A 21701-nucleotide genomic window follows, 5' to 3' on the forward strand; every position below is an offset into this window, starting at 1 on the left:
CCGGGCGCAGTCGTCAGGCGAGCAGGTCCTTGGCAAAGGCGCGGACTGCGGGGCCCACGTCCTCGCGCGCCAGCGCGGTTGCGAGATTGGCCTGGAGGAAGCCCGCCTTGTCGCCGCAATCGTAGCGGACGCCCTGGAAGGTCACGCCGTGGAAAGGCTGATTGCCGATCATCCGCGCCATCGCGTCGGTCAGCTGGATCTCGCCACCGGCACCGGCCTCCTGCGTCTCCAGGATGCGCATGACCTCGGGCTGGAGCACGTAGCGACCGATCACCGCCAGGTTCGACGGCGCCGTCCCCGCCTTAGGCTTCTCGACGAGGCCCTTCACTTCGGTCAGCGTGCCGTCGCGCGTGCCCGGCGTGATCACGCCGTATTTGTCGGTCTGGTCGTCGGCCACTTCCTGCGCGCAGATCAGGTTGCCGCCGACCTTGTTGTACGCCTCGACCATCTGCTTGAGGCAGCCCGGCTGGCCGACCATGAAGTCGTCCGCGAGCAGCACCGCGAACGGCTCGTCGCCGACGATGTCGCGTGCGCACCAGACGGCGTGGCCCAGCCCCATCGGCTCCTGCTGGCGCACATAGGCGACACGACCCGGCTTCAGGCGCGTGGCGTCGAGCACCTGGAGCGACTTGCCGCGGCCCGACATGGTCGCCTCCAACTCGTAGGCGATGTCGAAATGGTCTTCGATCGCATGCTTGCCGCGACCGGTGACGAAGATCATCTGCTCGATGCCCGCCTCGATCGCCTCGTCCACGGCATATTGGATCAGCGGACGGTCGACGACCGGGAGCATTTCCTTCGGCATGGCCTTGGTTGCCGGCAGGAACCGGGTGCCGAGGCCCCCGACCGGAAACACTGCCTTGCGAAGTGGCTTGATGGTCATGCTTGCTCCCTGTGATTGCTTCGGCCGGACGGCCACTGGACGGTCGGGCCCCCCAGCCCATAGTCTCGCGGAATTAGCACTCCCTAAACATCCGCGATAGGAGGCTGCCATGCCACCGCACCCAAATCGACGCATTCTGGTCGTATTCGGCACACGTCCCGAAGCGATCAAGCTGTTCCCGGTCCTGCACGCGCTAGCCGAGCGACCGGGACTTGCGGTGCGCAGTTGCGTCACGGCGCAGCATCGCGGCCTTCTCGATCAGGTGCTTGCGATCGCGGGAGTGACGCCGGACATCGACTTGGACCTGATGGAGCCCGGCCAGTCGCTGGATCGCCTGACCGCCCGCCTCCTGCTGGCGTTGGGCGAGGTGATGGACCGCGAGCGTCCCGACCGGGTGATCGTCCAGGGCGACACGGCGACGGCGATGGTGGGCGCCCTCGCCGCCTATTACCGAAAAATCCCGGTCGGCCATGTCGAGGCGGGCCTTCGCTCCGGCGACATCTACCAGCCCTGGCCCGAGGAGGTGAACCGGCGCATCGTCGCCCCGATCGCCGACCTCCACTTCGCGCCGACCGAGACCGCGGCCGCCGCCTTGCGGGCGGAGAACGTGTCGCCTGCATCCATCCACGTCACCGGCAACACGGTGATCGACGCACTGCACGCGACCCGCGATCGGATCGCCGCCGATCCCGGGCTCGCTGCCGAGATCGCGCCCATTGCAGAACGCTTTGCCGGCAAACGCGTCGTGCTGGTGACGACCCACCGGCGGGAGAACTTCGGGGACGGCATGGCCGCGATCGCGCGCGCGGTCGGCCGCATCGCCGACCGCCCGGACGTGGCGGTGCTCTTTCCGGTCCACCCCAACCCGAACGTGATCGCAGCCATGGACGCAGTGCTCGGAGATCGCCCAAACGTCGCGCGCGTGGCGCCGCTGGCTTACCCCAACTTCATCCGCGCGCTCGAACTCGCCCACATCGTCCTCACCGATTCGGGCGGGGTGCAGGAGGAAGCCCCTGCCCTCGGCAAGCCGGTGCTGGTGATGCGCGAGACCACCGAGCGGCCGGAGGGCGTCACGGCCGGCACCGCGCGCCTCGTCGGCCCGCACGAAGATCGTATCGTTTCGGGAATCTGCACGCTCCTCGACGACCACGAAGCCTATGCGGCCATGGCCCGCGCGCATAATCCGTTCGGCGACGGCCGGGCATCGGCAAGGATCGCGGAGATCGTGGCACGTGATTTCGGACTCTGAACTGAAGGTTTGCATGGTCGGGCTGGGCTATATCGGCCTGCCCACCGCCGCCGTGATCGCCCGCTCGGGTGCCTCCGTCCTCGGCATCGACGTCGATCCGCGCGTGGTCGAGACGGTGAACTCGGGCAAGGTCCACATCGAGGAAATCGATCTGGACGGCCTGGTTTCGGGCGTCGTTGCACGCGGTCTGCTGCGGGCCTCGACCCAGATCGCGCCGGCCGACGTGTTCGTCATCGCGGTGCCGACCCCCTTCGGGCCGAACCATGAGCCCGACATCGGCTATGTGCTGGAAGCCGCCGCCACCATCGCGCCCGTGCTCAAGGCGGGCGATACCGTAATCCTGGAGTCCACCTCCCCGATCGGCACCACCGAGAAGGTGGCGGCACTGCTCGCCGACAGGCGTGCGGACCTCGCGATCCCCGGCCATTGCAGCGGGACCGCGGACGTCGCGATCGCCTATTGCCCGGAGCGCGTGCTGCCCGGCCGAATCCTGGTCGAACTGATCGACAACGATCGGGTGATCGGCGGCATCACCCCGCGCTGTGCCCGCAAGGCACTACATTTCTACCGCCGCTTCGTGCGGGGCGCCTGCGTGACCACCACGGCGCGTGCGGCGGAAATGACCAAGCTCACCGAAAACGCATTCCGGGACGTCAACATCGCCTTTGCCAACGAGCTCTCGGTGGTGGCAGACACGATGGGCATCGACGTCTGGGAGGTGATCCGCCTGGCCAACCGCCACCCGCGCGTCAACATCCTGTCGCCCGGGCCCGGCGTCGGCGGCCACTGCATCGCAGTCGACCCCTGGTTCCTGGTGCATGCCGATCCGGAGAATAGCAGGCTGATTCGCACCGCGCGCGAAGTCAACGACGCGAAGATCGCCCACACGATCGCCCGGGCGGAAGCACTCGCAGAAGCGGTGCCCGGAGCGCCGATCGCGTGCCTGGGCCTCGCGTTCAAGGCCAACATCGACGATTTCCGTGAAAGCCCTGCACTCAAGATCGCGCTGCACCTGGCGAAGCGCTTCGGCGATCGCGTCCGGATCGTGGAGCCCTATGCCGCGCGCCTCCCGCAGGCGTTCGAGGGCACCGGTGCGCAGTTGATCGATCTCGACACCGCGCTGGAGACCTGCCCAGCGTTCGTGGTGCTGGTCGACCACGACATCTTCCGATCGGTGCCGCTGGACGAACGCGCCGACAAGCGCGTGCACGACGCGCGCGGCATCTGGCCGGACCAACCGAAAGCCGCAGCTCCGTCTCCCCGCCTGCGCGTTGCAGGCTGAGCGCTAGTTCGGCTGGCTGCCGAGATCGGGCAGCGGCTCCTGCCCGGCCTGTTCCAGGCGTTGCATGCGGGCGATCTCGGCCTTGATGATCTCGATGCGACGACGTTCGCTCGGGTGCGTTGCCGCGCGAAAGATGCCGGCACCATGTTCCCGGCCATAGCGTTCCCAGAAACGGACCGCCGCCTGCGGATCGAAGCCGGCGTGCGCCATCAGGTACACGCCGAACCGATCCGCCTCGACCTCCGTGTTGCGGGTCAGCCGCGCGTTGCGCCCGAACTGCTGGAGCAGGCCCCGCTGTATGCCAGCGGCGTTGAGGCGGGCGCGGTGCTTCAGGATGTTGTGCGCCATCTCGTGCCCCAGCACGGCTGCAAGCTCGGCATCATCCCCAGCATAGGCGACCATCGCGGTTGTCGCTTCGACATAATCGCCGTTCGCGCGGGCATCGAGCGTCTCCGACGGTCGGGTCTGGAAGCGCGACGGGCATCCCTGTTCCGGGCTGAACCGGATCTCCTGCCGCGCGCCGTTCCGCTCGACCGTCAGCGTAACCTCCCCGCTCGCCAGCGCCTTCTCGAGCTGGTCCGTCACCGCCAGCAGGCGCGTGAAGGTCCCGCTCGTGCCGCTCGGCAGTTCGGGCACCCGTCGGCCGTCGATCGCGACGATTCCGTCGTCTTCGCGAAGCCCCGCGCGCGCGGCGGGGCTGTCTGGCGCCAGCGCCAGCACCGATGGGGCATTGCCGATTCCGAAGGTGGTGCGCACCTCCGCGCGATCCGATCCGCCGTACTGGCTGATGTCGTGCAGCAGGAAGCCGGGCAGCGGCGCCTTGTCGGGGCATAAATGCGCGGCACGCGCCGCCAGGCGATAGCCGACCGTCTCCATCCGCCGATCTAGCGTGCGCAGTGCCAGCAGGTCCTCGCTCGCGGACACGGCAGGTGCAAAGACGGGGACTGCAGCGGCCGGTGTCGCAAACGCGAGCACAAGGACAAGCAAGGCCGGAGAGATGCGAGGCATGCCCTCTTCTAATGCGTCTTACGGACGCGCGGAAAACTGCCTCGGATATGAGTCGCTATGGCTGAGCACACTTTTGCCGCACAAGTGTCTTGGCGGAGTATCGTTTCAATAGACTAACAGCCATCCCTTCCTGCCTTATCAATTCGGCTGAAGGTTCTGGATTGACTGCTTCTGGAGCCCACCTTTCTCAGTTCCATTTCACTGCAGCACCCTCTATCGACACGGTGCATCTCGCCACCGCCAGTTATTGGCTGAATTCCGTCCACACCCTTAGTATGCGTTTCGGTGTACGAGCACTCGGACGGTTTGCGCGACGATCAGCATGTCCCGCCAGATCGTCCAACCATGTAGATACTCGAGATCGGCCTGCAGCCGGTTGACCAGGTCACTCCGGTGGTTGGTGGCGCCGCGATAGCCACGCACCTGCGCCAGGCCGGTCAGCCCCGGTTTCGCCGCGTGCCGATGCCAGTAGCGGTCGTCTATTTCCCAGAACAGCTGATCCTCCGCACGCGACCCCAGCGCATGCGGCCGAGGGCCGACGATCGACATATTCCCCGCAAGGACGTTCACCAGCTGCGGCAGCTCGTCGAGGCTGGTGCGGCGGAGCAATCGCCCGACGCGCGTGATCCGGTCATCATCCCGTGTGGTGGAGGCGCTTCCGTCTTCGTCGCACCGCTCCGGGCGCATGCTGCGAAACTTCAGCATGTGGAACATCCGGTTCCCGCGGCCGATCCGGCGTTGAACGAACAACACAGGGCCCGGCGACTCCATCCGGATCGCCAGCGCGATCACTGCGAATATCGGCGCCAGCAGCAGCAGCGCGCCGCAGGCGACCGCGATGTCGAACAGGCGCTTGACGAGCCTCTCCTCCACCCCGAGCGGCCCCTTCGCAACGATCAGGGTCGGATCTTCACCGAAGTGCGCCACGCCCAGCGGAGCCAAAGCCGTCAGCTCGGGGGTCAGCACCTCCCCCTGCACATTTGCCCCTTGCAGCGCATGCACCCACGCGTGCCTCCGCTCGGCAGAACAGGCGACTACGACCCGGTCCGCCTTCTGCAGGGCCACGGCGAGACGATCGTACATCATAGGATCGTGCCGTCCTGGCTCGAAGCTAGAAGCTGCCAGGATGGTCGAGTATTCGCCCGCGCCGGTCCTGCGAAACGCCCCTCCGTCCGAAAGAAGCACCACGTTGTACGGGTTGCCGCCGATGATGCGGCGCGCGTTGCGGAGGAACAAACTCCGCGCGACCGCCAGGGCAGCAAGGCTGACGAGTGTGCCGCCTGCAACGATGACCCGCGACAAATCCGCACTTGCCCGCAGGTAGAAGGCGGTGAACAGGACCGCCCCTGCTGCGAACAGCATCGAACGAAGGGCGCAGGCTACCCCTCTGCTTCTGCGGTCGATCACGGAGACGGCAAAGGCCCCGCTGCTGAAGGCGGAGAGGAAATAGATCGAGAGCATCGCAAGCCCGATCACCAGCCCCTGCTGAGCCCCCCCGGAACTGTGTAGCGCTCCGACGAACAGGAAGCTGCCGAGGATCACCACGAGATCGAGCAAGCTCAGGAACAAGAGCAGGCGAGTTCGCAGGACACCGCGCGAGGGCTGCCAACGCATGACCCGCCGGCCCGCGGTGGGGACCGGGCCGGATGGCAGCACCCATGGATCGGCCTCTCCGCTCATCCCCTAACCCCCGGCCTGAATACGGCCACCGGCAGGTTATAGGAAGCATTACATGGTTAACTCAAGAAGCGCGCCGGTCGTACTAATCCAGTTCGGAAGCATAACACGTCCCAGGTCGAGTCCCCGGCGGGCGGGTACTTCGCCCATAGTTGCCAGTGCCGGAACTTCACTGTCGCGCCGCACCCGGAATGGTGAAGCTCCGCAAGAACGAGGAAGCGCAACGCACCAACAGCAAAAGGCCCGACATGCCGTGTGGCGTGCCGGGCCTTGGAAACTCGGGAGCGTGCGCGCGGACCGAGGCCCGCGCTCCGCAGAGGCTTAGCGGCCGGAACCTTCCGGTGCGCCGCCGCCGGGCATCGCACCACCGGCGCCGCCGCCCTGCATCATCTGCTGCATCATCTGCTGACGCAGCACCGCCTCCGGGATGAAGTCGAGCAGCTCGACATCGAACTGGAGCGTGATCTTTGCCAGTTCTGCCGGTTCACCCGTGAGCGGCGGGGCACCCGCGGGCCGCGGCGCGCCATAGCCAAGGTGCGGCGGGATCCAGAAGCGGTACTTCGACCCCTTCGGCATCATCTTCAGCGCTTCGGCAAAACCTGGAACCACGCCGCGCACCGGCATCGGAGTCTGCTGGTTCTGGTCGAACACGCTACCGTCCGGACGCTTGCCGACATAGTTGATCAGCGCGACGTCATCGTCCGTGGGCGCGGGGCCCGTACCCGGTTCGATGATTTCGTAGCGGAGACCCGACTCGGTCACCTTGCTGTGCGGAGTTCCGGCCCACGCAAGCGCCGCCGCAGCCGCAACGATCAGCGCAATGCCAATCCAGAGCCAGACGAGGTAGCGACGCTTCACGGGCTGGAGCGGGACGGCAGTGACGGACATGAACAGCGATCCCGCTTATGTCAGGGGCGCGTACCGGCGCCGCGACGGCGATGAAGAAGGATGGAAACCCGAACAGGCAGCAACATCCGGCACCCGAGTGCGGGCGCCGGATGCGAAATCTTACCGGGCGTTGTCACGCTCCGCGCGCTTGCGCTCGAGCTTGCGGGCGCGACGCACGGCAGCCGCACGCTCGCGAGCGCGCTTCTCGCTCGGCTTCTCGTAATGACGACGAAGCTTCATCTCGCGATACACGCCTTCGCGCTGCAGCTTCTTCTTGAGCGCGCGCAGAGCCTGGTCGACGTTGTTGTCGCGGACGATGATTTGCATGAGGCCGTCTAACTCCGATTCGTTTCGTGCAATAGCAAAAGGTCGCCGGAGCGCAGGCCGCGGCGGTATGCGCTGCCCCTACCAGCGCGGGGCGCCGCGTTCAACCTTTTTCCCTTGTTTCGACCGTCGCTGCGCAGCGGAGTGTCGAGAGGTCCGCTGCCGTGCGGGATCATAACCCCAGCGCTGGAAAAACACGCCATCGCCGACCTGCTGGCATGGCTACTGGTGCGCCCTGCAGCCATGCGGGTCCGGGGCCACGGAGTCGACAGGCTGCCCGCAGACTCTCGTACCCGTGGAGGCCGGCACTGACGGCGACGGGTCGCATGGCACCTTGCCTTCCGCAGCGGGAAACCCTGCTACCGCGGCTGGAGGTCAGAAGAGAATGGCGTCTTCGTCGGACTTGCTCGCGAGGATGCGGCCGATCGCATCGAACAGCGCCTCCATGGCGACCGGCTTGAACAGCACCTCGTCGGCCCCCGCGGCGATGCAGCGCTCACGCAGGTCGAGCGCCGTGTCGGCGGTCACGACGATCAGCGGCAGGTCACGCTTGGCATCCTCGCGGGCCCGGATACGGCCGATCGCCTCGAGCCCGTCCATGCCGGGCATGCGCAGGTCGACGAGCACCACGTCGAAGTCTTCCTCATCGATCCGGCGCAGGCCTTCTTCGGCCCGATCTGCTTCCGCCATGGTGGCCCCGGCGACGTCCAGCATGTCGCGCACGACCCGGCGATTCATGGCATCGTCTTCGACAAACAGAATGTTCATCGCCCCCGGATCCTGAAGGGCATGGCGAGGGTAAGCAGCGGGGGCATGGTGTCCAAGGCTATTGCGCTATGCCGCGCATGAAACAAGGGCCGAATCGCCCGGATTCCTGCGTTTCGTCGCGAAGAGCAGTTGCACGAGCCGCGCGCCCGAGATCGGCTTCCCGATTACCTGGTCCATCCCCGCTGCCTCCAACGCCGCGCGCGTGCGCTCGTCCAGGTTGGGCCAGAGGATCGTGGTCGTCGCGCCGGCGGCCCGGGCGGCGCTTGCGATCGGCTCCACCCGAGCTTTTGGATCGTCCGTGTCGGCTTCCAACGCGGCCTCGTCGATCAGCACTCGCGCGATCCCGCCCTTTGCGAGTTCGTCGAGCGCTTCTTCGACGCTAGCCGCGAAGCGCAGTTCGAGGACATGCGGCGCGAACAGCGTGCGCATCATGCCGCGCACGATCGGGTTGCGATCGATCACCAGCATGCCGGCCGCCGCCCCGGCACTGCCATCGGCCATCGCCGGTGCCGGCGCCTCCACCAGAGGCAGGACGACGGTGAAGGTCGAACCCACGCCCTCCACGCTTTCCACCCGGATCGTCCCGCCGAGCGCGACCGCAAGGTTGCGGCAGATGGTGAGCCCCAGGCCGGTGCCGCCGTACTGGCGAGTCGTGCCGGCATCCACCTGCCGGAAGGATTCGAAGATCTGCGCGTGCTTGTCCGCGGGGATACCGATCCCGGTATCGCGGACGGCGATCTGCAAGTGTCGGGCACCATCGCCTTCCACCACGGTCGCCCGGACCGCGATGCTGCCGGCATGGGTAAACTTCAGCGCGTTGGAAAGCAGGTTGAAGACGATCTGGCGGAGCCGCGTCGGATCGCTTTCGATCCATTGCGGCACATCGGCGCACTCCAGGGAGAAAGCGATCCCCCTCCCCTGCGCCTGCTCCTCCCAAAGCCTAGTGGCCTCCTTCAGGGTGGCGGGCAGATCGACGGTGGTCGTGTCGATCGTGAAGTTGCCGTTCTCCATCTTGGCGACGTCGAGGATGTCGTCGACCATGCCGCGCATCCGCATGCCGGCTCCGTGCACGATGTTCACCCGCTCGCGCGTGGCAGGTTCCAGCGCCGGATCGGCGAGCATGACCTGGGTCATGCCGAGGATGCCGTTGAGCGGCGTGCGAATCTCGTGACTGGTCGTTGCCAGGAACTCCGTCTTTGCGGCGAGCGCCTTTTCCAGCGATGCATTGGCGATGCCCAAGCCGACGTTGGCGGCGCGCACCTCGTTGCGGCTGCGGCGTATCGTGATCAGGCCGAAGGTCAGCAGGCCGATCAGGAGCGCAACAGCGGCAGCGATGCCGCCGAACAGGATCTGCTGGAAGCGCGTACGCGAGCGTTCGAATTCGACGTTCCGACGCAGTTCCTCGGCCTTGAGGCGCGCGATGCGCAATTCCTGGTTCTGGAAGTCGAAGCGTGCCCCCATCAGCGCCGCCTTCGCAGAGGTGGCGATCTCCAGCGCCTGCTCGTCCAGCCGGCGCAGCGCAAGCAGATGCTCGACGGCTTTCTCGGGCTCCCCGCTGCGCTGGTAGATCCGGGCCGCCACAAGGTGGTTGTCGCGCATCGCCAGGGTGGTTTCCGTCGGCGGGACTCCGTCGAAGCTTCGCTCGATGAGGGTCCGGGCGCGGACCAGATTGCCGCGCTCCAGCTCCACCCGCGCGGAAACGCTGTAGATCTGGGGCAGCACTTCTGCCGCGTCCGAACGGGCTACGAGCCGCATTCCCTCAGCCGCCGTTCGAGTTGCTGCCGTCAAGTTTCCGCCGTTGAGCTGTGCCCGCGCCATGTTGGCCAGGATCCGAGCTCGGACGGCAGCGCTTTCCCGCGGCGCGTACTGAAGCGCCCGCTCAAATGCAGCGGAAGCCTGCGAGTACCGACTCATCTCGGTGAGCACATTGCCGAGACCGTTGTAGATCGCGAAAGCGACGCTCGCCGGCGGCCTTGTTTCTAAAGCTTGCTGATAATAGCGGTGCGCGCCGCCGAAATCGCCGCCCTCGCGATAGAGGGATGCCAGGTGGGTAAGCGCGATAGCCTGGCCACGCCGATCCTTCGCCTCTACGAAATACCGATAGGAATTTTGAAAATCCGCAAGTGCGGCTGAAACTGCGCCTTGCGTCGTGTTTACGGCGCCGCGGGTCAGTAGCAAGTCGCCCCTGAGCTTCGGATTGGACGCGTCCCCCAGGATCGCAAGCGCCTGCTCGACAAGCAAGCGGCTCCGGGCCGTCTGCCCTAGCCGCTCTGCGGCATCGGCTTGCACGGCATACACCCGCGCGTGCAAACTGGGCGAAGGGTCGGCCGTCGTGCGCAGTTCCCGCTCTGCTCGCTCGGCAAGGTTTAGCGCCCCGGCGGGGTCGAAGACCACGTTCGCGGCCGCTGCGGCGGCAAGCCCGTCGACATCCTGCCCGTTAGTCGCGGCTAAGGTTGCCGTCGACGAGAGCAGCAAGAGAATAGGCGCTCCGCGACAACCCAATGCGGACTTGAAGCCACGCTCCCCCGGCCCGACCGCTAAGTGCCACCTCACTTCAGGCGCTCTTCCACAGCCTGTCGGAACGCAGGAAGGAGAAGCGCTGCCCATCAAGCGCCTTGAGATGCTCGTCTTCTTCAAGAAACTGGCGGAACGCGTCGATCTCCACGGGGCGGCTGATGAGATACCCCTGGACCAAGTCGCAGCCCATGACGCTGAGCAGGGCCATCGCGGCCGGCGTCTCCACGCCTTCAGCCGTGACCTCCATATCCAGCGCATGGGCGAGATCGATCGTGGAGCGCACGATCAATGGATCCCGGTTGCTGCTGGTCAGCTGCGTGACGAAAAGCTTGTCGATCTTGAGCTCGCTGGCGGGCAACTGCTTCAGATAAGCGAGCGACGAAAGGCCGGCACCATAGTCGTCGATCGCGATCACCACCCCGATGTCGGCAAAGCGCTGCAAGTGGCGGATGGCACTTTCAGGGTCCCGGATCACTGCGGTTTCAGTGATCTCGAAGCCGATCTTGGCGCCATGGTCTCCGAGCCTGGCACAAGCCTGATCGACGAACCCCGCATCTGCCAGCAGCACGCCCGAGATGTTGATAAAGATCGGAATGTCGTAGCCGGCCTGCGCGAGCATGCGCTGGTCGCGGAGTACCTGCTCGAGGGTCCAGAGCGTCAGCGCGCCAATCCCGCGGCTCTGCTCGGCCGCCTGGATGAACTCACCCGGCAGAACCAACCCGCGAGTCGGATGCCGCCACCGCACCAGTGCCTCCGCGCTCGCAACCTCTTGCTGCCTCACACGCACCTTTGGCTGATACTGGAGAAAGATCTCTCCTTCTCGAAGTGCGCGGGGCAATTCGTGGATGAGCTCGAGCGGATCGACACCTAAGTGCGTCGAGGCAACATCGCGAATGATGTCCCGTCCTTCAGCCCGGGCTTCGGCAAGGGCTTTCTCCGCCCACTCGGCGAGTTGGACCTCCTCACAGTCGCAGTTGCGTCCAGCGGCACCGCCGATTCGCAGCCGAATGGCATGCGTTTCCCGGTCCAAGTTGAAGGGCTCTGCAAAACCCTGCTGTAGCCGAGCAGCCGCAGCCTCCGCATCCTCAAGGGACGCCGCCTCAAACTCGATGGCGACGAGCCTGTCGGACGAAGAGCGGCTCCGCGCGCCTGGGAGGATTTGGGCGCAGCGATCGACCAGCTCGGCAACGATCGTTTCGCTTCGCGTGACACCAAGATGCCGCCGGAGCAGCGTGAAGTTGGCAATCTCGGCCAGCAGCAAAATTCGCAAGGTTTCGGACGCCCTTACGCATGAAGCTTCGGCAGCACCTGAATTCGCAGCAACCGCCGTGGAACCCTGCTCGATCTCCGCCCCGGACAGCTCGCGCCTTTCACCAGGCAAGCCGAAGCCACCGAGGGGCGACACGGGGGTGAGCGAGAGCGGCATCATGGCGCACCCTCGTCTCACATAGGACTGAAGGACGAGTTAATGGCGCTCCAAAGAGGGTTAAGGTTGCATTAGGGTTAAATTAGGGTTAAGGGGATTGCGAACCAGCCGAGGAGACCATCAATGCTGTTCGAGATCTTCGCCTTCTTCCGGAAGAGCTACGGCGACGACATCCGTCCGTACTGATCACGGCCGGCTGCTCGCAGCCTGGAATACAAAAGGCCGCCCAGGGCACTCCTGGGCGGCCTTTTTGCTGTGTCAGCGATCCGGCAGATAGGCGCGGCGCCTGCCCGCACCTCATGGAATCCGAACCAATCCACGCTTCCCTGCCGCTGCGTTCGGCCATATGTGCCAGGACCGTGATACGCCTCGGCTCCGCCAAAACGGCGGCTACCCGGCAGTAAGGAAGAGCACGCAATGCGCATTGTCATGATCGGATCGGGATATGTCGGCTTGGTGTCCGGGGCCTGCTTCGCCGATTTCGGTCACGACGTGGTCTGCGTCGACAAGGACGAGGCGAAGATCGCCAAGCTGCGTGCCGGCGGCATTCCCATTTACGAGCCGGGCCTGGACCAGCTCGTCGCGCGCAATGTCGCGGCCGGTCGCCTCTCCTTCACCACCGAACTGGCGGCGCCAGTGGCGGAGGCGGACGTGGTGTTCATCGGCGTCGGCACCCCGTCCCGTCGTGGCGATGGCCACGCCGACCTCTCCTATGTCTATGCCGCCGCGCGGGAGATCGGCGCGGCGCTCAAGGGCTTCACCGTCGTCGTCACGAAATCGACCGTGCCCGTCGGCACGGGCGACGAGGTCGAGCGCATCATCGCCGAGGTGAACCCGGACGCCGAGTTCGCGGTCGCCTCCAACCCCGAGTTCCTGCGCGAGGGTGCGGCGATCGAGGACTTCAAGCGGCCGGACCGCATCGTGGTGGGCATCGAGGACGAGCGTGCGCGCGCGCCGATGGAAGAGGTCTACCGCCCCCTGTTCCTCAACCGTTCGCCGGTCCTGTTCACCGGCCGGCGCACCAGCGAGCTGATCAAGTACGCCGCCAACGCCTTCCTTGCGATGAAGATCACCTTCATCAACGAGATCGCCGACCTGTGCGAAAAGGTCGGTGCGGACGTGAAGGACGTGTCGCGCGGCATCGGCCTCGACAACCGGATCGGATCCAAATTCCTGCACGCAGGCCCGGGCTATGGCGGATCCTGCTTCCCCAAGGACACGCTGGCGCTGGTGAAGACGGCGCAGGATTACGAAGCACCGGTGCGGCTCATCGAGACCACGGTCGCCGTGAACGACACGCGCAAGCGCGCGATGGCGCGCAAGGTGATTGCCGCGTTGGGCGGCGATGTCCGCGGCAAGTCGATCGCGCTGCTCGGCCTCACCTTCAAGCCCAACACCGACGACATGCGCGATTCGCCCGCGCTTGCGATCGTCCAGGTGCTCGAGGATGCCGGCGCCACCGTGCGCGCCTATGATCCGGAGGGGATGGAGGCCGCCCGCACGCTGATGCCGGACATCGTCTACACCGATTCGGCCTACGCCGCCGCAGAGGGTGCCTGCGCGGTCGTGATCGTCACCGAATGGGACGCTTTCCGCGCACTCGACCTCAAGCGATTGGGCCGCATCATGGCGCAGCCGGTGCTGGTCGACCTGCGCAACATCTACCGCCCCGAAGCGGTGGAGGCGGCCGGCTTCACCTACTGCGGTGTGGGCCGCCCGGGACATCCGAAGCCAGCGACCGCCAACGAGGCGGCCCCCGCGGAAGCGACCGTCGACTGATGCGGTACCTGATCACCGGCACCGCCGGGTTCATCGGGTTCCATCTGGCGCGCCGCCTGCTGGCGGACGGGCACGACGTCACCGGCTTCGACGGGATGACGCGCTATTATGACGTGCGCCTGAAGCAGGCCCGCAACGCCGTGCTCGCCCGGTCGGACCGGTTCCGCATGGTGGAAGGGATGCTGGAGGACCGGTCCGCGCTCTATCAGGCCGCCGAGATCGCAGAGCCGGAGGTGATCATCCACCTCGCTGCCCAGGCGGGCGTGCGCTATTCGATCGAGGCGCCCGGCACCTATGTCGAAAGCAATCTGACCGGCTCCTGGAACGTGCTGGAACTCGCGCGCGCGCTCCAGCCACAGCATCTGCTGATGGCATCGACCTCGTCGATCTATGGCGCGAACCCGACGGTGCCGTTCAGCGAATCCCACCGCGCGGACGAACCGCTGAGCCTCTATGCGGCGACCAAGAAGGGCATGGAAGCGATGGCGCACAGCTACGCCCATCTGTTCGGGGTTCCGAGCACCATGTTCCGCTTCTTCACGGTCTACGGGCCGTGGGGCCGGCCCGACATGGCGCTGTTCAAGTTCACGGACGCGATCCTGAACGACCGACCGATCGACGTATACGGCCACGGCCAGATGGCGCGGGACTTCACCTATGTCGACGATCTGATCGAGGCGGTGGTGCGGCTTGCGGACATCCCTCCCGCAGAAGAGAACCGCGTCATCGGCGAGGCAGCGATCGACACGCTCTCCCACGAGGCGCCGTTCCGGGCGGTCAACATCGGCGGCGGCCAGCCTACCCCGCTGATGGACTTCATCCGGACCGTCGAGCATGCGACCGGCCGCAGTGCCAAGCTCAACATGATGGACATGCAGGCCGGCGACGTGCCGCGCACCTATGCGGATCCGACGCTGTTGCACGCGCTCACCGGCTACACGCCCGACACGCCGATCGAAACCGGCGTGGCGAGGTTCGTCGAATGGTACCGGGAGTGGCGGGCACAGGTGGCGGCCTAATCCCAGTCTCAGCTGAACACCCCCTCGCCCTGCCGCGGGAGCGTCACTATCCCGTCGACGGCCGCGCCCGGAAGTAACGAAAGCGGCGGGGATCCTTCGGGACCCGCTCGAACGGCAGCCAACCCAGATCCAGTTGCGCCGGGCCATCGAAGGCGCTGTCCAGCGAGGTATCGACGGAAGCGAGCTTCAGGGTCGCCGGAAGCTCGAGCAGCCCGAGATAGCCGCTTTCGGGATCCAGACGACGGGCTTTGCGAAGAAACATCGACTCATGCGCGTCGATGCTGTCCCGCGGTCCGGCGCGCAGGGTCAGGTCGAAGCCAAAGTCCAAGGCCCAACGCGGTGCCTCCAGCGCCCGCATGACGCCCCTTGGTCCCACCAGGTCGACCGCGCGAACGGGCGCGAGCAGATGGATCGCCCGGATGCGCCAGCGGATGGCCGGCTTCCAGTGAATCCTCTCGATGAGCCCCAGCGCTGCAATGGGCGTGATCATGTCATAGCTGACAAGGGCGTCGCTGAATTCCGGCCGCGGGAAGCAGGCGAGCGCACCGGACACCAGCAACCTGAACTGCACTCTGCGCCCCAACAGCTATCGTGATTCAATCGTTCGCGCTTTGTGCACGGGCGCGCCACGATCAGCGATTTGATCTACCTCCACATCGGCGGGAGTTTTCACATGCCAATGGGATCTTAAGCGTACTCGTTCCAGTATGGACACTCTTTGAGGTGCAACGCGCGCCTCTACCCTGCACTATCTCCGTACCGGATGAGCCGTGCAAATCACTCCTCCGAGATGGATGCGTAGCCTTGAAGATTTGGGGGGGAAGCAATGTCTTGGAAAGCGAAGCTCGAGATTCCCCTGTCGGTCATTCCGAGCCTGAAGCTTCAGCTTGAATGCGCAAGCCGCGGACGCCCGGTCCCCCGGTCACCCCAGCGCCCGGGCCTGGCGCCCCCGCGAGCCCGCCGACCCCGCTCGCCAGTTCCTGGAGCGGCACACTAAACGCAGCCTCACAAGAGGGGAACCGTCGGGCCGCTCACCCGCCGCGGTTGTGCCCCGTTCCTCCGCCACCTACAGCCGCGGCATGCCGGGCGATACCATCCTCAAGGGCGTGGGCCTGCGGCTGCTCGCGATCTTCTTCCTCTCGACCATGTCGGCGTTGGTGAAGCTCGCCGAGATGCGGGGCGCGACGCTGTTCGAGACCATGTTCTGGCGCCAGTTTTGCGCGTTGCCGGTGGTTTTCGCCTTCGTGGCGATGGGACCAGGCCTTGCGACGCTGCGCACCCGGCGCTTCGGCGCCCATCTGGGCCGCTCGGCAGTCGGGCTCCTCGGCATGGTGTTCACCTTCGGCTCGGTGTTGCTGCTGCCGCTGGCGGAGGCGACCACCTTTCAGTTCACCGTGCCGATCTTTGCGACGATCCTCGGCGCGGTGATCCTGCGCGAGCCGACCGGCTGGCAGCGGTGGAGCGCCGTGCTGGTGGGCTTTGCGGGGGTGCTGATCGTCGCTCAGCCCGGTGCAGGGCACCCTGTCACGCCCTTCGGCGCGGTCGTCGGGCTCCTCGCCGCGCTGTTCGTCGCGATCGTCGCCATCTTGCTACGCCAGCTCGGGCGGACGGAGAACAGCGGAACCACGGTGTTCTGGTTCTCGCTGCTGTCGCTTCCGCCGCTTGCGCTGCTCTACGCGTTCAACCTGAAGCCGCATGACGCCGCGACCTGGGCTATCCTGGTGTCGATCGGGCTGGTCGGCGGCATGGGCCAGATCGCGCTCACCGCCGCCCTGCGCCATGCGCCGGTCGCCGTCGTGGTGCCGATGGATTATTCGGGCCTGGCCTGGGCGACGCTCTACGGCTGGCTCTTGTTCGGCCTGCTCCCGGGATCCGCGACCTGGATCGGCGCACCCGTGATCGTCGTGAGCGGCCTGTTCATCGTCTGGCGGGAGCACCGGCTGGGGCGGCAGAAGGTCGCTGCCGCCAGCGCGGTCGAGGACGCCTAGTCCCCGTCGTACGCCACGAGGCTGCGGACAGTGATGCCGTCCCCGCGCAGCGCGTCGGCACCACCCAAGTCCGGCAAGTCGATCACAAAGGCTGCCTGGGTGACGGTGGCGCCCGCCTTGCGCAGCAGCCGCACCGCCGCGCGTGCGGTGCCACCCGTGGCGATCAGGTCGTCGACCAGCAGCACCCGCGCACCGGGCGCGCAGGCATCGGCATGGATGGTGATGCGGTCGGTGCCATATTCGAGGGCATAGTCCTCGGCGATGGTCGCGCCGGGCAGCTTGCCATCCTTGCGCACCAACAGCACGCCCGCGCCGAGTGCAAGTGCGACGGCCGGCGCGAAGACGAAGCCGCGCGCCTCGATGCCCGCCACCAGGTCGATCGGCCCTTCGACCGAGGTGACCATCTGCTCGACGGCTAGGCGCAATCCCTCGGCGTCGAGCAGCAGGGTCGTGATGTCCCGGAACTGGATGCCGGGCTTCGGGAAGTCCGGGATCGTCCGGATGCGCCGCCGGATCGCTTCGGCGGCGCTCTCAGTCGTCATCAATGCTTCACGCCCCGCCAGATGTTGCGATAGGCGCCGAAGGTTAGCAGCGTGAAGATCACCAGGAAGAGGATCGTCGCCAATCCCGCCTGGTGACGCGTCTCCAGGTTCGGCTCCGCGGTCCAGACGAGGAACGCCGAGACGTCCTTGGCCATCTGATCGATCGTCGCGCGCGTGCCGTCCTGGTAGGTCACCTGGTCGTTGCTGGTGATCGGCGGCGGCATCGCGATGTTGAGGTTCGGGAAGTAGGGGTTGTAGTGCAACCCTTCCGGCGTCTTCGCACCCGGGAACTCGTGCACCAGTTCCGCGGGCTGGTTCTGATAGCCGGTCAGCAGCGAATAGATGTACGCCGCCCCGCCCTCGCGCGCCTTGGTGATCAGCGAAAGATCGGGCGGGATCGCGTTGTTGTTCGCAGCCCGCGCGGCGACGTCGTTGGCGAAGGCCAGCGGGAAGCGGTCCGACGGGATGTTGGCCCGGGTCGCCGTCTCGCCGGTTTCCGGGTTGATGCTCGGCTGCTGGATCGCCCACTGGGTGGCGATCGCCTTCACCTCGGCCTCGTTGTAGCCGAGGTCCTCCAGGTTGCGGAACGCGACCAGGCGGAGCGAGTGACAGGCGGCGCAGACTTCCTTGTAGACCTGGAAGCCGCGCTGGAGCTGCTGGCGGTCGAAGCGCCCGAACGGCCCGTCCGACGCCAGCTTGAGCGGCTTGTGCTCGCGGTGGAACTCATGCTCCGCAGTCGGTGCGGCAGGCTCGGTGACCAGGCCGTAGACGGTCGTGATCAGCGCGAGCATCAGCACGCCCGCGAATGCCAGACCGATCAGGATGTTCAGGTTGCGCAACGCCAACCGGAAAAGGGAAGAGATCATGAAAGTCGATGCCCCTTATTCGGCCGCGGCCGGCGCGCCGGTCACTGCAGTTTCGCGCATGCGAGAGCCGCTCTTTCCTTCCAGCACCGCCTCGGTGATCGAGTTCGGCAGCGGGCGCGGACGCTCCAAGGCGGAGACGATCGGCACCAGCACCAGGAAGTGGAGGAAGTAATAGGCCGCCGCGATCTGGCTCGCGATGATGTAGGCCGGTTCCGCCGGCGCACCGCCGCAGAAGCCCAGCACCAGCACGTCGAGCACCAGCACCCAGAACAGCGTGCGATACACCGGGCGGAAGTTCGCCGAACGCACCGGCGAGCGATCGAGCCACGGCAGGAAGAACAGCAGCAGGATCGAGCCGAACATCGCCAGCACGCCCCACAGCTTCGCCGGGATGATGAAGTCCACGGTGAACGCGCGCAGGATCGCGTAGAAGGGCCAGAAATACCATTCCGGCACGATGTGCGCAGGCGTCGAGAGCGGGTTCGCCGGAATGTAGTTGTCCGCGTGGCCCAGATAGTTGGGCGCGAAGAACAGCAGGGCGGCGAACACGATCAGGAACACGCCCAGGCCGAAACCGTCCTTGGCGGTGTAATAGGGATGGAACGGAATCGTATCCTGCTCGGCCTTCACCTCCACGCCGGTCGGGTTGCCCGAACCGGGGATATGCAGCGCCCAGATGTGGAGGATGATGACCCCCAGGATCACGAACGGCAGCAGATAATGGAGCGAGAAGAAGCGGTTGAGCGCGGCATTGTCCGGCGCATAGCCGCCCAGCAGCCAGATGCGGATGGTCTCGCCCACGCCCGGGATCGCCGAGAAGAAGCCGGTGATCACCTGCGCGCCCCAGAAGCTCATCTGCCCCCAGGGTAGCACATAGCCCATGAAGGCGGTTGCCATCATCAGCAGGAAGATGACGACGCCCAGCAGCCACACCATCTCGCGCGGCGCCTTGTACGAGCCGTAATAGAGCCCGCGGAAGATGTGGATATAGACCACCGCCAGGAACATCGAGGCGCCGTTCGCGTGGGCATAGCGCAGGAACCAGCCGGCGTTGACGTCGCGCATGATCGATTCGACCGAATCGAACGCGACCGCACCGTTGGCGGCATAATGCATCGCCAGCACGACGCCGGTGACGATCTGGATCATCAGTGCGGCACCCGCGAGGATGCCGAAGTTCCAGAAGTAGTTGAGGTTGCGGGGCACGGGATACCCGCCGCCGATCGCGTTGTAGACGAAGCGCGGCAGCGGCAGGCGGCTGTCCACCCACTGCATCAGCGGGTGCTTTGGCGCATAATGCTGGGCCCAGGGAAAGCTCATCGCGTGTCTCTCCTCAGCCGACCAGGATCGTGGTGTCGGACGTAAACGAATAGTCGGGCACCGAGAGGTTCGTCGGTGCCGGCCCCTGCCGGATGCGACCGGCGGTGTCGTAGGCGGAGCCGTGGCACGGGCAGAAATAGCCCCCGAACGGACCCTTGTTCTCGCCCTCGCCCGCGCCCAGCGGAACGCAGCCCAGGTGGGTACACACGCCGAGCGTCACGAGCCAGTTGGCCTTCCCCTCCTTCGTCCGTTCGGCGAGCGACTGGGGGTCGCGCAGGTCCGACAGCGGCACCTTGTTGGCGGCCTCGATCTCCTGCGGGGTGAGGTTGCGCACGAACAGCGGCTGCTTGCGGAACGAGGCCTTGATCGCCTGGCCCGGCTCGATCGCCGACAGGTCGAGTTCCGTGGTCGAAAGCGCCAGCACGTCCGCCGAGGGGCTCATCTGATTGATGAGCGGCAGGGCGATCACGCCCACGCCCACCCCTGCAAATGCCACCGCGCCAATGGATAGATAATCGCGTCGGCGGGCATTCTCGATCACATCTTCATGCGAGCCGGTCGCTCCGCCGGGGGGAACCTCGTCTATTGTCGCCATGCGCTATTTGCCCCTGCACCCAAACCATTCGGCGCGAACGCGCCTCAGAGAATTACAGGCAGCCTTGCCATCTATTCGGCTGCGTCAAGTAGCCTTGATCTCCGGCGCCTCCGCAACGTGATAGACGTGGGGGCGTCACTTTGCCAACCGCCCCCGCGCTACTGCCTGCGCGCCGCCTCTACACGGCATCGTTGCGCAAGAGTTTGAGGCAGGGCAAAGCCGTGCGGTGCGGATCGCAATGTTTCAGCCCGACATCGCCGGAAATGTCGGCACCATCCTCCGGCTGGGTGCCTGCCTCGGCGTGAGCATCGACTTGATCGAGCCGATGGGCTTCCCGTGGAGCGACCGTGCGCTGGCACGCGCCGGCATGGACTATGCGGCGCAGGCGTCGGTGGTGCGCCACGTCGACTGGGAAGCATTCCGCGCGCAGCTGCCCGGCCGCCTCGTGCTGCTCACCACCCGCGGTGCGGTGCCGCTGCCGAGTGCGCGATTCGACGCAAGCGATACGCTGCTGCTGGGTTCCGAAGGCTCCGGCGTGCCGGAGGCGGTGCATGCGGCTGCCGATCTCGCAGTCGCCATTCCGATGCGCCCCGAGATGCGCTCGCTGAACGTCGCCGTCGCCGGCGCCATGGTGGTGGGCGAGGCGCTGCGCCAGACCGGCGGCTGGCCGGCATTCCGCTGAGGCTCTCGACTTCGCGCGGGGGGCGAAGCTAAGCCGTCGCGATGGAACCTCTCGATTCTCAACAGCTTGCCGCGCGTACCTGGTTCGAGCACCTGCGCGACCGGATCTGCGCCGAATTCGAAGCGATCGAGCGCGAAGCCGGGTCGGATGCGCGCTTCGACTACAGCCCATGGGACCGCGTCGATTGGGCGGGCGGCCATGGCGGTGGTGGCGTGCGCGGGCTGATGAAGGGGCGCGTGTTCGAGAAGGTGGGCGTCAACGTGTCCACGGTTGCCGGCACGCTGGAGGGCGGCTTCGCCCAGTCCATCCATGGCGCGGCGGAGAACCCGGCCTTCTTCGCGACCGGCATCAGCCTCGTCGCGCACATGGCGAATCCGCACGTGCCCGCCGTGCACATGAACACGCGCTTCCTGGTCACCACCAAGCGCTGGTTCGGGGGCGGAGCGGACCTCAACCCACCGATCCCCTATGACGAGGACACCGCCGACTTCCACCAGACGCTGGCAGCCGCGTGCGACCGGCACGATCCCGACCACTATCTGCGGTTCAAAAAGTGGGCGGACGACTATTTCTTCATCCCCCATCGCAACGTGCACCGCGGGGTGGGCGGCATCTTCTACGACCATCTGGAAGGCGACTTCGATGCGAACTTCGCCTTCACCCGCGATGTGGGCGAGGCGTTCCTCGCGATCTACCCGGCCCTGGTGCGCCGCCGGATGAACCAGGATTTCACCGACGCAGATCGCGTCCGGCAGCTCGAGTGGCGGGGCCGCTATGCCGAATTCAACCTGGTCTATGACCGCGGCACCCTGTTCGGCCTGAAGACCGGCGGCAACATCGACGCGATCCTGATGAGCCTGCCGCCGATGGCGAGCTGGAGCTGATCCC

At 66.1% G+C, this 21701-nt stretch carries 20 protein-coding genes; 7 read left to right on the forward strand and 13 right to left on the reverse strand.

Annotation, left to right across the window (positions count from 1 at the left end):
• Positions 1–13: 13 nt before the first annotated feature.
• Positions 14–883, reverse strand: coding sequence for a UTP--glucose-1-phosphate uridylyltransferase GalU (galU, locus tag VPH46_RS10805; RefSeq protein WP_416611140.1), 870 nt, complete (start codon positions 881–883; stop codon positions 14–16).
• Between the two features lie 109 nt (positions 884–992).
• On the opposite strand from galU, the gene wecB reads away from it, so the two are divergent.
• Complete coding sequence (gene wecB / locus VPH46_RS10810; protein ID WP_416611142.1) at positions 993–2132, forward strand: non-hydrolyzing UDP-N-acetylglucosamine 2-epimerase; 1140 nt, start codon at positions 993–995, stop codon at positions 2130–2132.
• A 13-nt stretch (positions 2133–2145) separates the two neighbouring features.
• Positions 2146–3414, forward strand: a complete 1269-nt coding sequence (gene wecC, locus VPH46_RS10815; protein WP_416611144.1) for a UDP-N-acetyl-D-mannosamine dehydrogenase — start codon at positions 2146–2148, stop codon at positions 3412–3414.
• Between the two features lie 3 nt (positions 3415–3417).
• Here wecC and VPH46_RS10820 read toward each other — a convergent pair whose 3' ends face one another.
• From VPH46_RS10820 to VPH46_RS10850, 7 genes are all read right to left on the reverse strand, one after another.
• Positions 3418–4338: a M48 family metalloprotease gene (locus tag VPH46_RS10820; RefSeq protein WP_416611146.1), complete on the reverse strand. Its 921-nt coding sequence runs from the start codon at positions 4336–4338 to the stop codon at positions 3418–3420.
• Positions 4339–4692: 354 nt separating this feature from the next.
• Positions 4693–6102 carry an exopolysaccharide biosynthesis polyprenyl glycosylphosphotransferase gene (locus VPH46_RS10825; protein ID WP_416611148.1) on the reverse strand — a complete coding sequence of 470 codons (1410 nt, stop codon included), beginning with the start codon at positions 6100–6102 and terminating at the stop codon, positions 4693–4695.
• Positions 6103–6420: 318 nt separating this feature from the next.
• On the reverse strand, positions 6421–6987 hold the full coding sequence (locus VPH46_RS10830) for an FKBP-type peptidyl-prolyl cis-trans isomerase (protein ID WP_416611150.1): 567 nt from the start codon (positions 6985–6987) through the stop codon (positions 6421–6423).
• Positions 6988–7107: 120 nt separating this feature from the next.
• Positions 7108–7314, reverse strand: a complete 207-nt coding sequence (rpsU, locus tag VPH46_RS10835; protein ID WP_125961043.1) for a 30S ribosomal protein S21 — start codon at positions 7312–7314, stop codon at positions 7108–7110.
• A gap of 372 nt (positions 7315–7686) precedes the next feature.
• Positions 7687–8079 (reverse strand): response regulator, encoded by a 393-nt coding sequence (locus tag VPH46_RS10840; protein WP_129340476.1) that lies wholly within the window; start codon positions 8077–8079, stop codon positions 7687–7689.
• Between the two features lie 66 nt (positions 8080–8145).
• Entirely contained in the window at positions 8146–10716 is a 2571-nt protein-coding gene (locus VPH46_RS10845; protein ID WP_416611152.1) for an ATP-binding protein, read from the reverse strand.
• Positions 10634–12025, reverse strand: coding sequence for an EAL domain-containing protein (locus tag VPH46_RS10850; protein WP_416611154.1), 1392 nt, complete (start codon positions 12023–12025; stop codon positions 10634–10636). The genes VPH46_RS10845 and VPH46_RS10850 overlap by 83 nt, the downstream gene beginning before the upstream one ends.
• Before the next feature lie 414 nt (positions 12026–12439).
• Here VPH46_RS10850 and VPH46_RS10855 point away from each other — a divergent pair, with 414 nt between their 5' ends.
• A complete protein-coding gene (locus tag VPH46_RS10855) occupies positions 12440–13801 on the forward strand; it encodes a UDP-glucose dehydrogenase family protein (RefSeq protein ID WP_416611156.1) in 1362 nt (453 codons plus the stop codon).
• On the forward strand, positions 13801–14820 hold the full coding sequence (locus VPH46_RS10860; RefSeq protein ID WP_416611158.1) for an NAD-dependent epimerase: 1020 nt from the start codon (positions 13801–13803) through the stop codon (positions 14818–14820). Before VPH46_RS10855 ends, VPH46_RS10860 begins: the two co-directional genes overlap by 1 nt.
• A gap of 46 nt (positions 14821–14866) precedes the next feature.
• Here the strand turns inward: VPH46_RS10860 and cas5 are convergent, their stop codons facing one another.
• Entirely contained in the window at positions 14867–15391 is a 525-nt protein-coding gene (gene cas5 / locus VPH46_RS10865) for a CRISPR-associated protein Cas5 (RefSeq protein WP_416611160.1), read from the reverse strand.
• 508 nt (positions 15392–15899) lie between these two features.
• On the opposite strand from cas5, the gene VPH46_RS10870 reads away from it, so the two are divergent.
• Positions 15900–16808, forward strand: a complete 909-nt coding sequence (locus VPH46_RS10870; protein ID WP_416611162.1) for a DMT family transporter — start codon at positions 15900–15902, stop codon at positions 16806–16808.
• Here VPH46_RS10870 and VPH46_RS10875 read toward each other — a convergent pair.
• From VPH46_RS10875 to petA, 4 genes are read right to left on the reverse strand one after another with little or no spacing between them, the layout of a single operon-like run.
• Positions 16805–17350 (reverse strand): adenine phosphoribosyltransferase, encoded by a 546-nt coding sequence (locus tag VPH46_RS10875; protein ID WP_416611164.1) that lies wholly within the window; start codon positions 17348–17350, stop codon positions 16805–16807. The genes VPH46_RS10870 and VPH46_RS10875 overlap by 4 nt on opposite strands.
• Positions 17350–18216 carry a cytochrome c1 gene (locus VPH46_RS10880; protein WP_416611166.1) on the reverse strand — a complete coding sequence of 289 codons (867 nt, stop codon included), beginning with the start codon at positions 18214–18216 and terminating at the stop codon, positions 17350–17352. The genes VPH46_RS10875 and VPH46_RS10880 overlap by 1 nt, the downstream gene beginning before the upstream one ends.
• Positions 18217–18231: 15 nt before the next feature.
• Positions 18232–19536, reverse strand: coding sequence for a cytochrome b (locus VPH46_RS10885; protein ID WP_416611167.1), 1305 nt, complete (start codon positions 19534–19536; stop codon positions 18232–18234).
• Between the two features lie 13 nt (positions 19537–19549).
• Entirely contained in the window at positions 19550–20131 is a 582-nt protein-coding gene (gene petA / locus VPH46_RS10890; RefSeq protein WP_416611169.1) for a ubiquinol-cytochrome c reductase iron-sulfur subunit, read from the reverse strand.
• A gap of 226 nt (positions 20132–20357) precedes the next feature.
• Here petA and VPH46_RS10895 point away from each other — a divergent pair, with 226 nt between their 5' ends.
• Together VPH46_RS10895 and hemF are read left to right on the forward strand one after the other, a co-directional pair.
• The gene (locus tag VPH46_RS10895; protein ID WP_416611170.1) at positions 20358–20813 is read left to right on the forward strand and encodes a tRNA (cytidine(34)-2'-O)-methyltransferase; all 456 of its coding nucleotides are present in this window, start codon (positions 20358–20360) and stop codon (positions 20811–20813) included.
• Positions 20814–20854: 41 nt separating this feature from the next.
• Positions 20855–21697, forward strand: a complete 843-nt coding sequence (gene hemF / locus VPH46_RS10900) for an oxygen-dependent coproporphyrinogen oxidase (protein ID WP_416611172.1) — start codon at positions 20855–20857, stop codon at positions 21695–21697.
• The last annotated feature ends 4 nt before the right edge of the window (positions 21698–21701 follow it).

This window comes from Sphingomonas sp. MJ1 (PH-R8), from assembly GCF_048058635.1.
In the GTDB taxonomy this organism is placed as follows: domain Bacteria; phylum Pseudomonadota; class Alphaproteobacteria; order Sphingomonadales; family Sphingomonadaceae; genus Sphingomonas.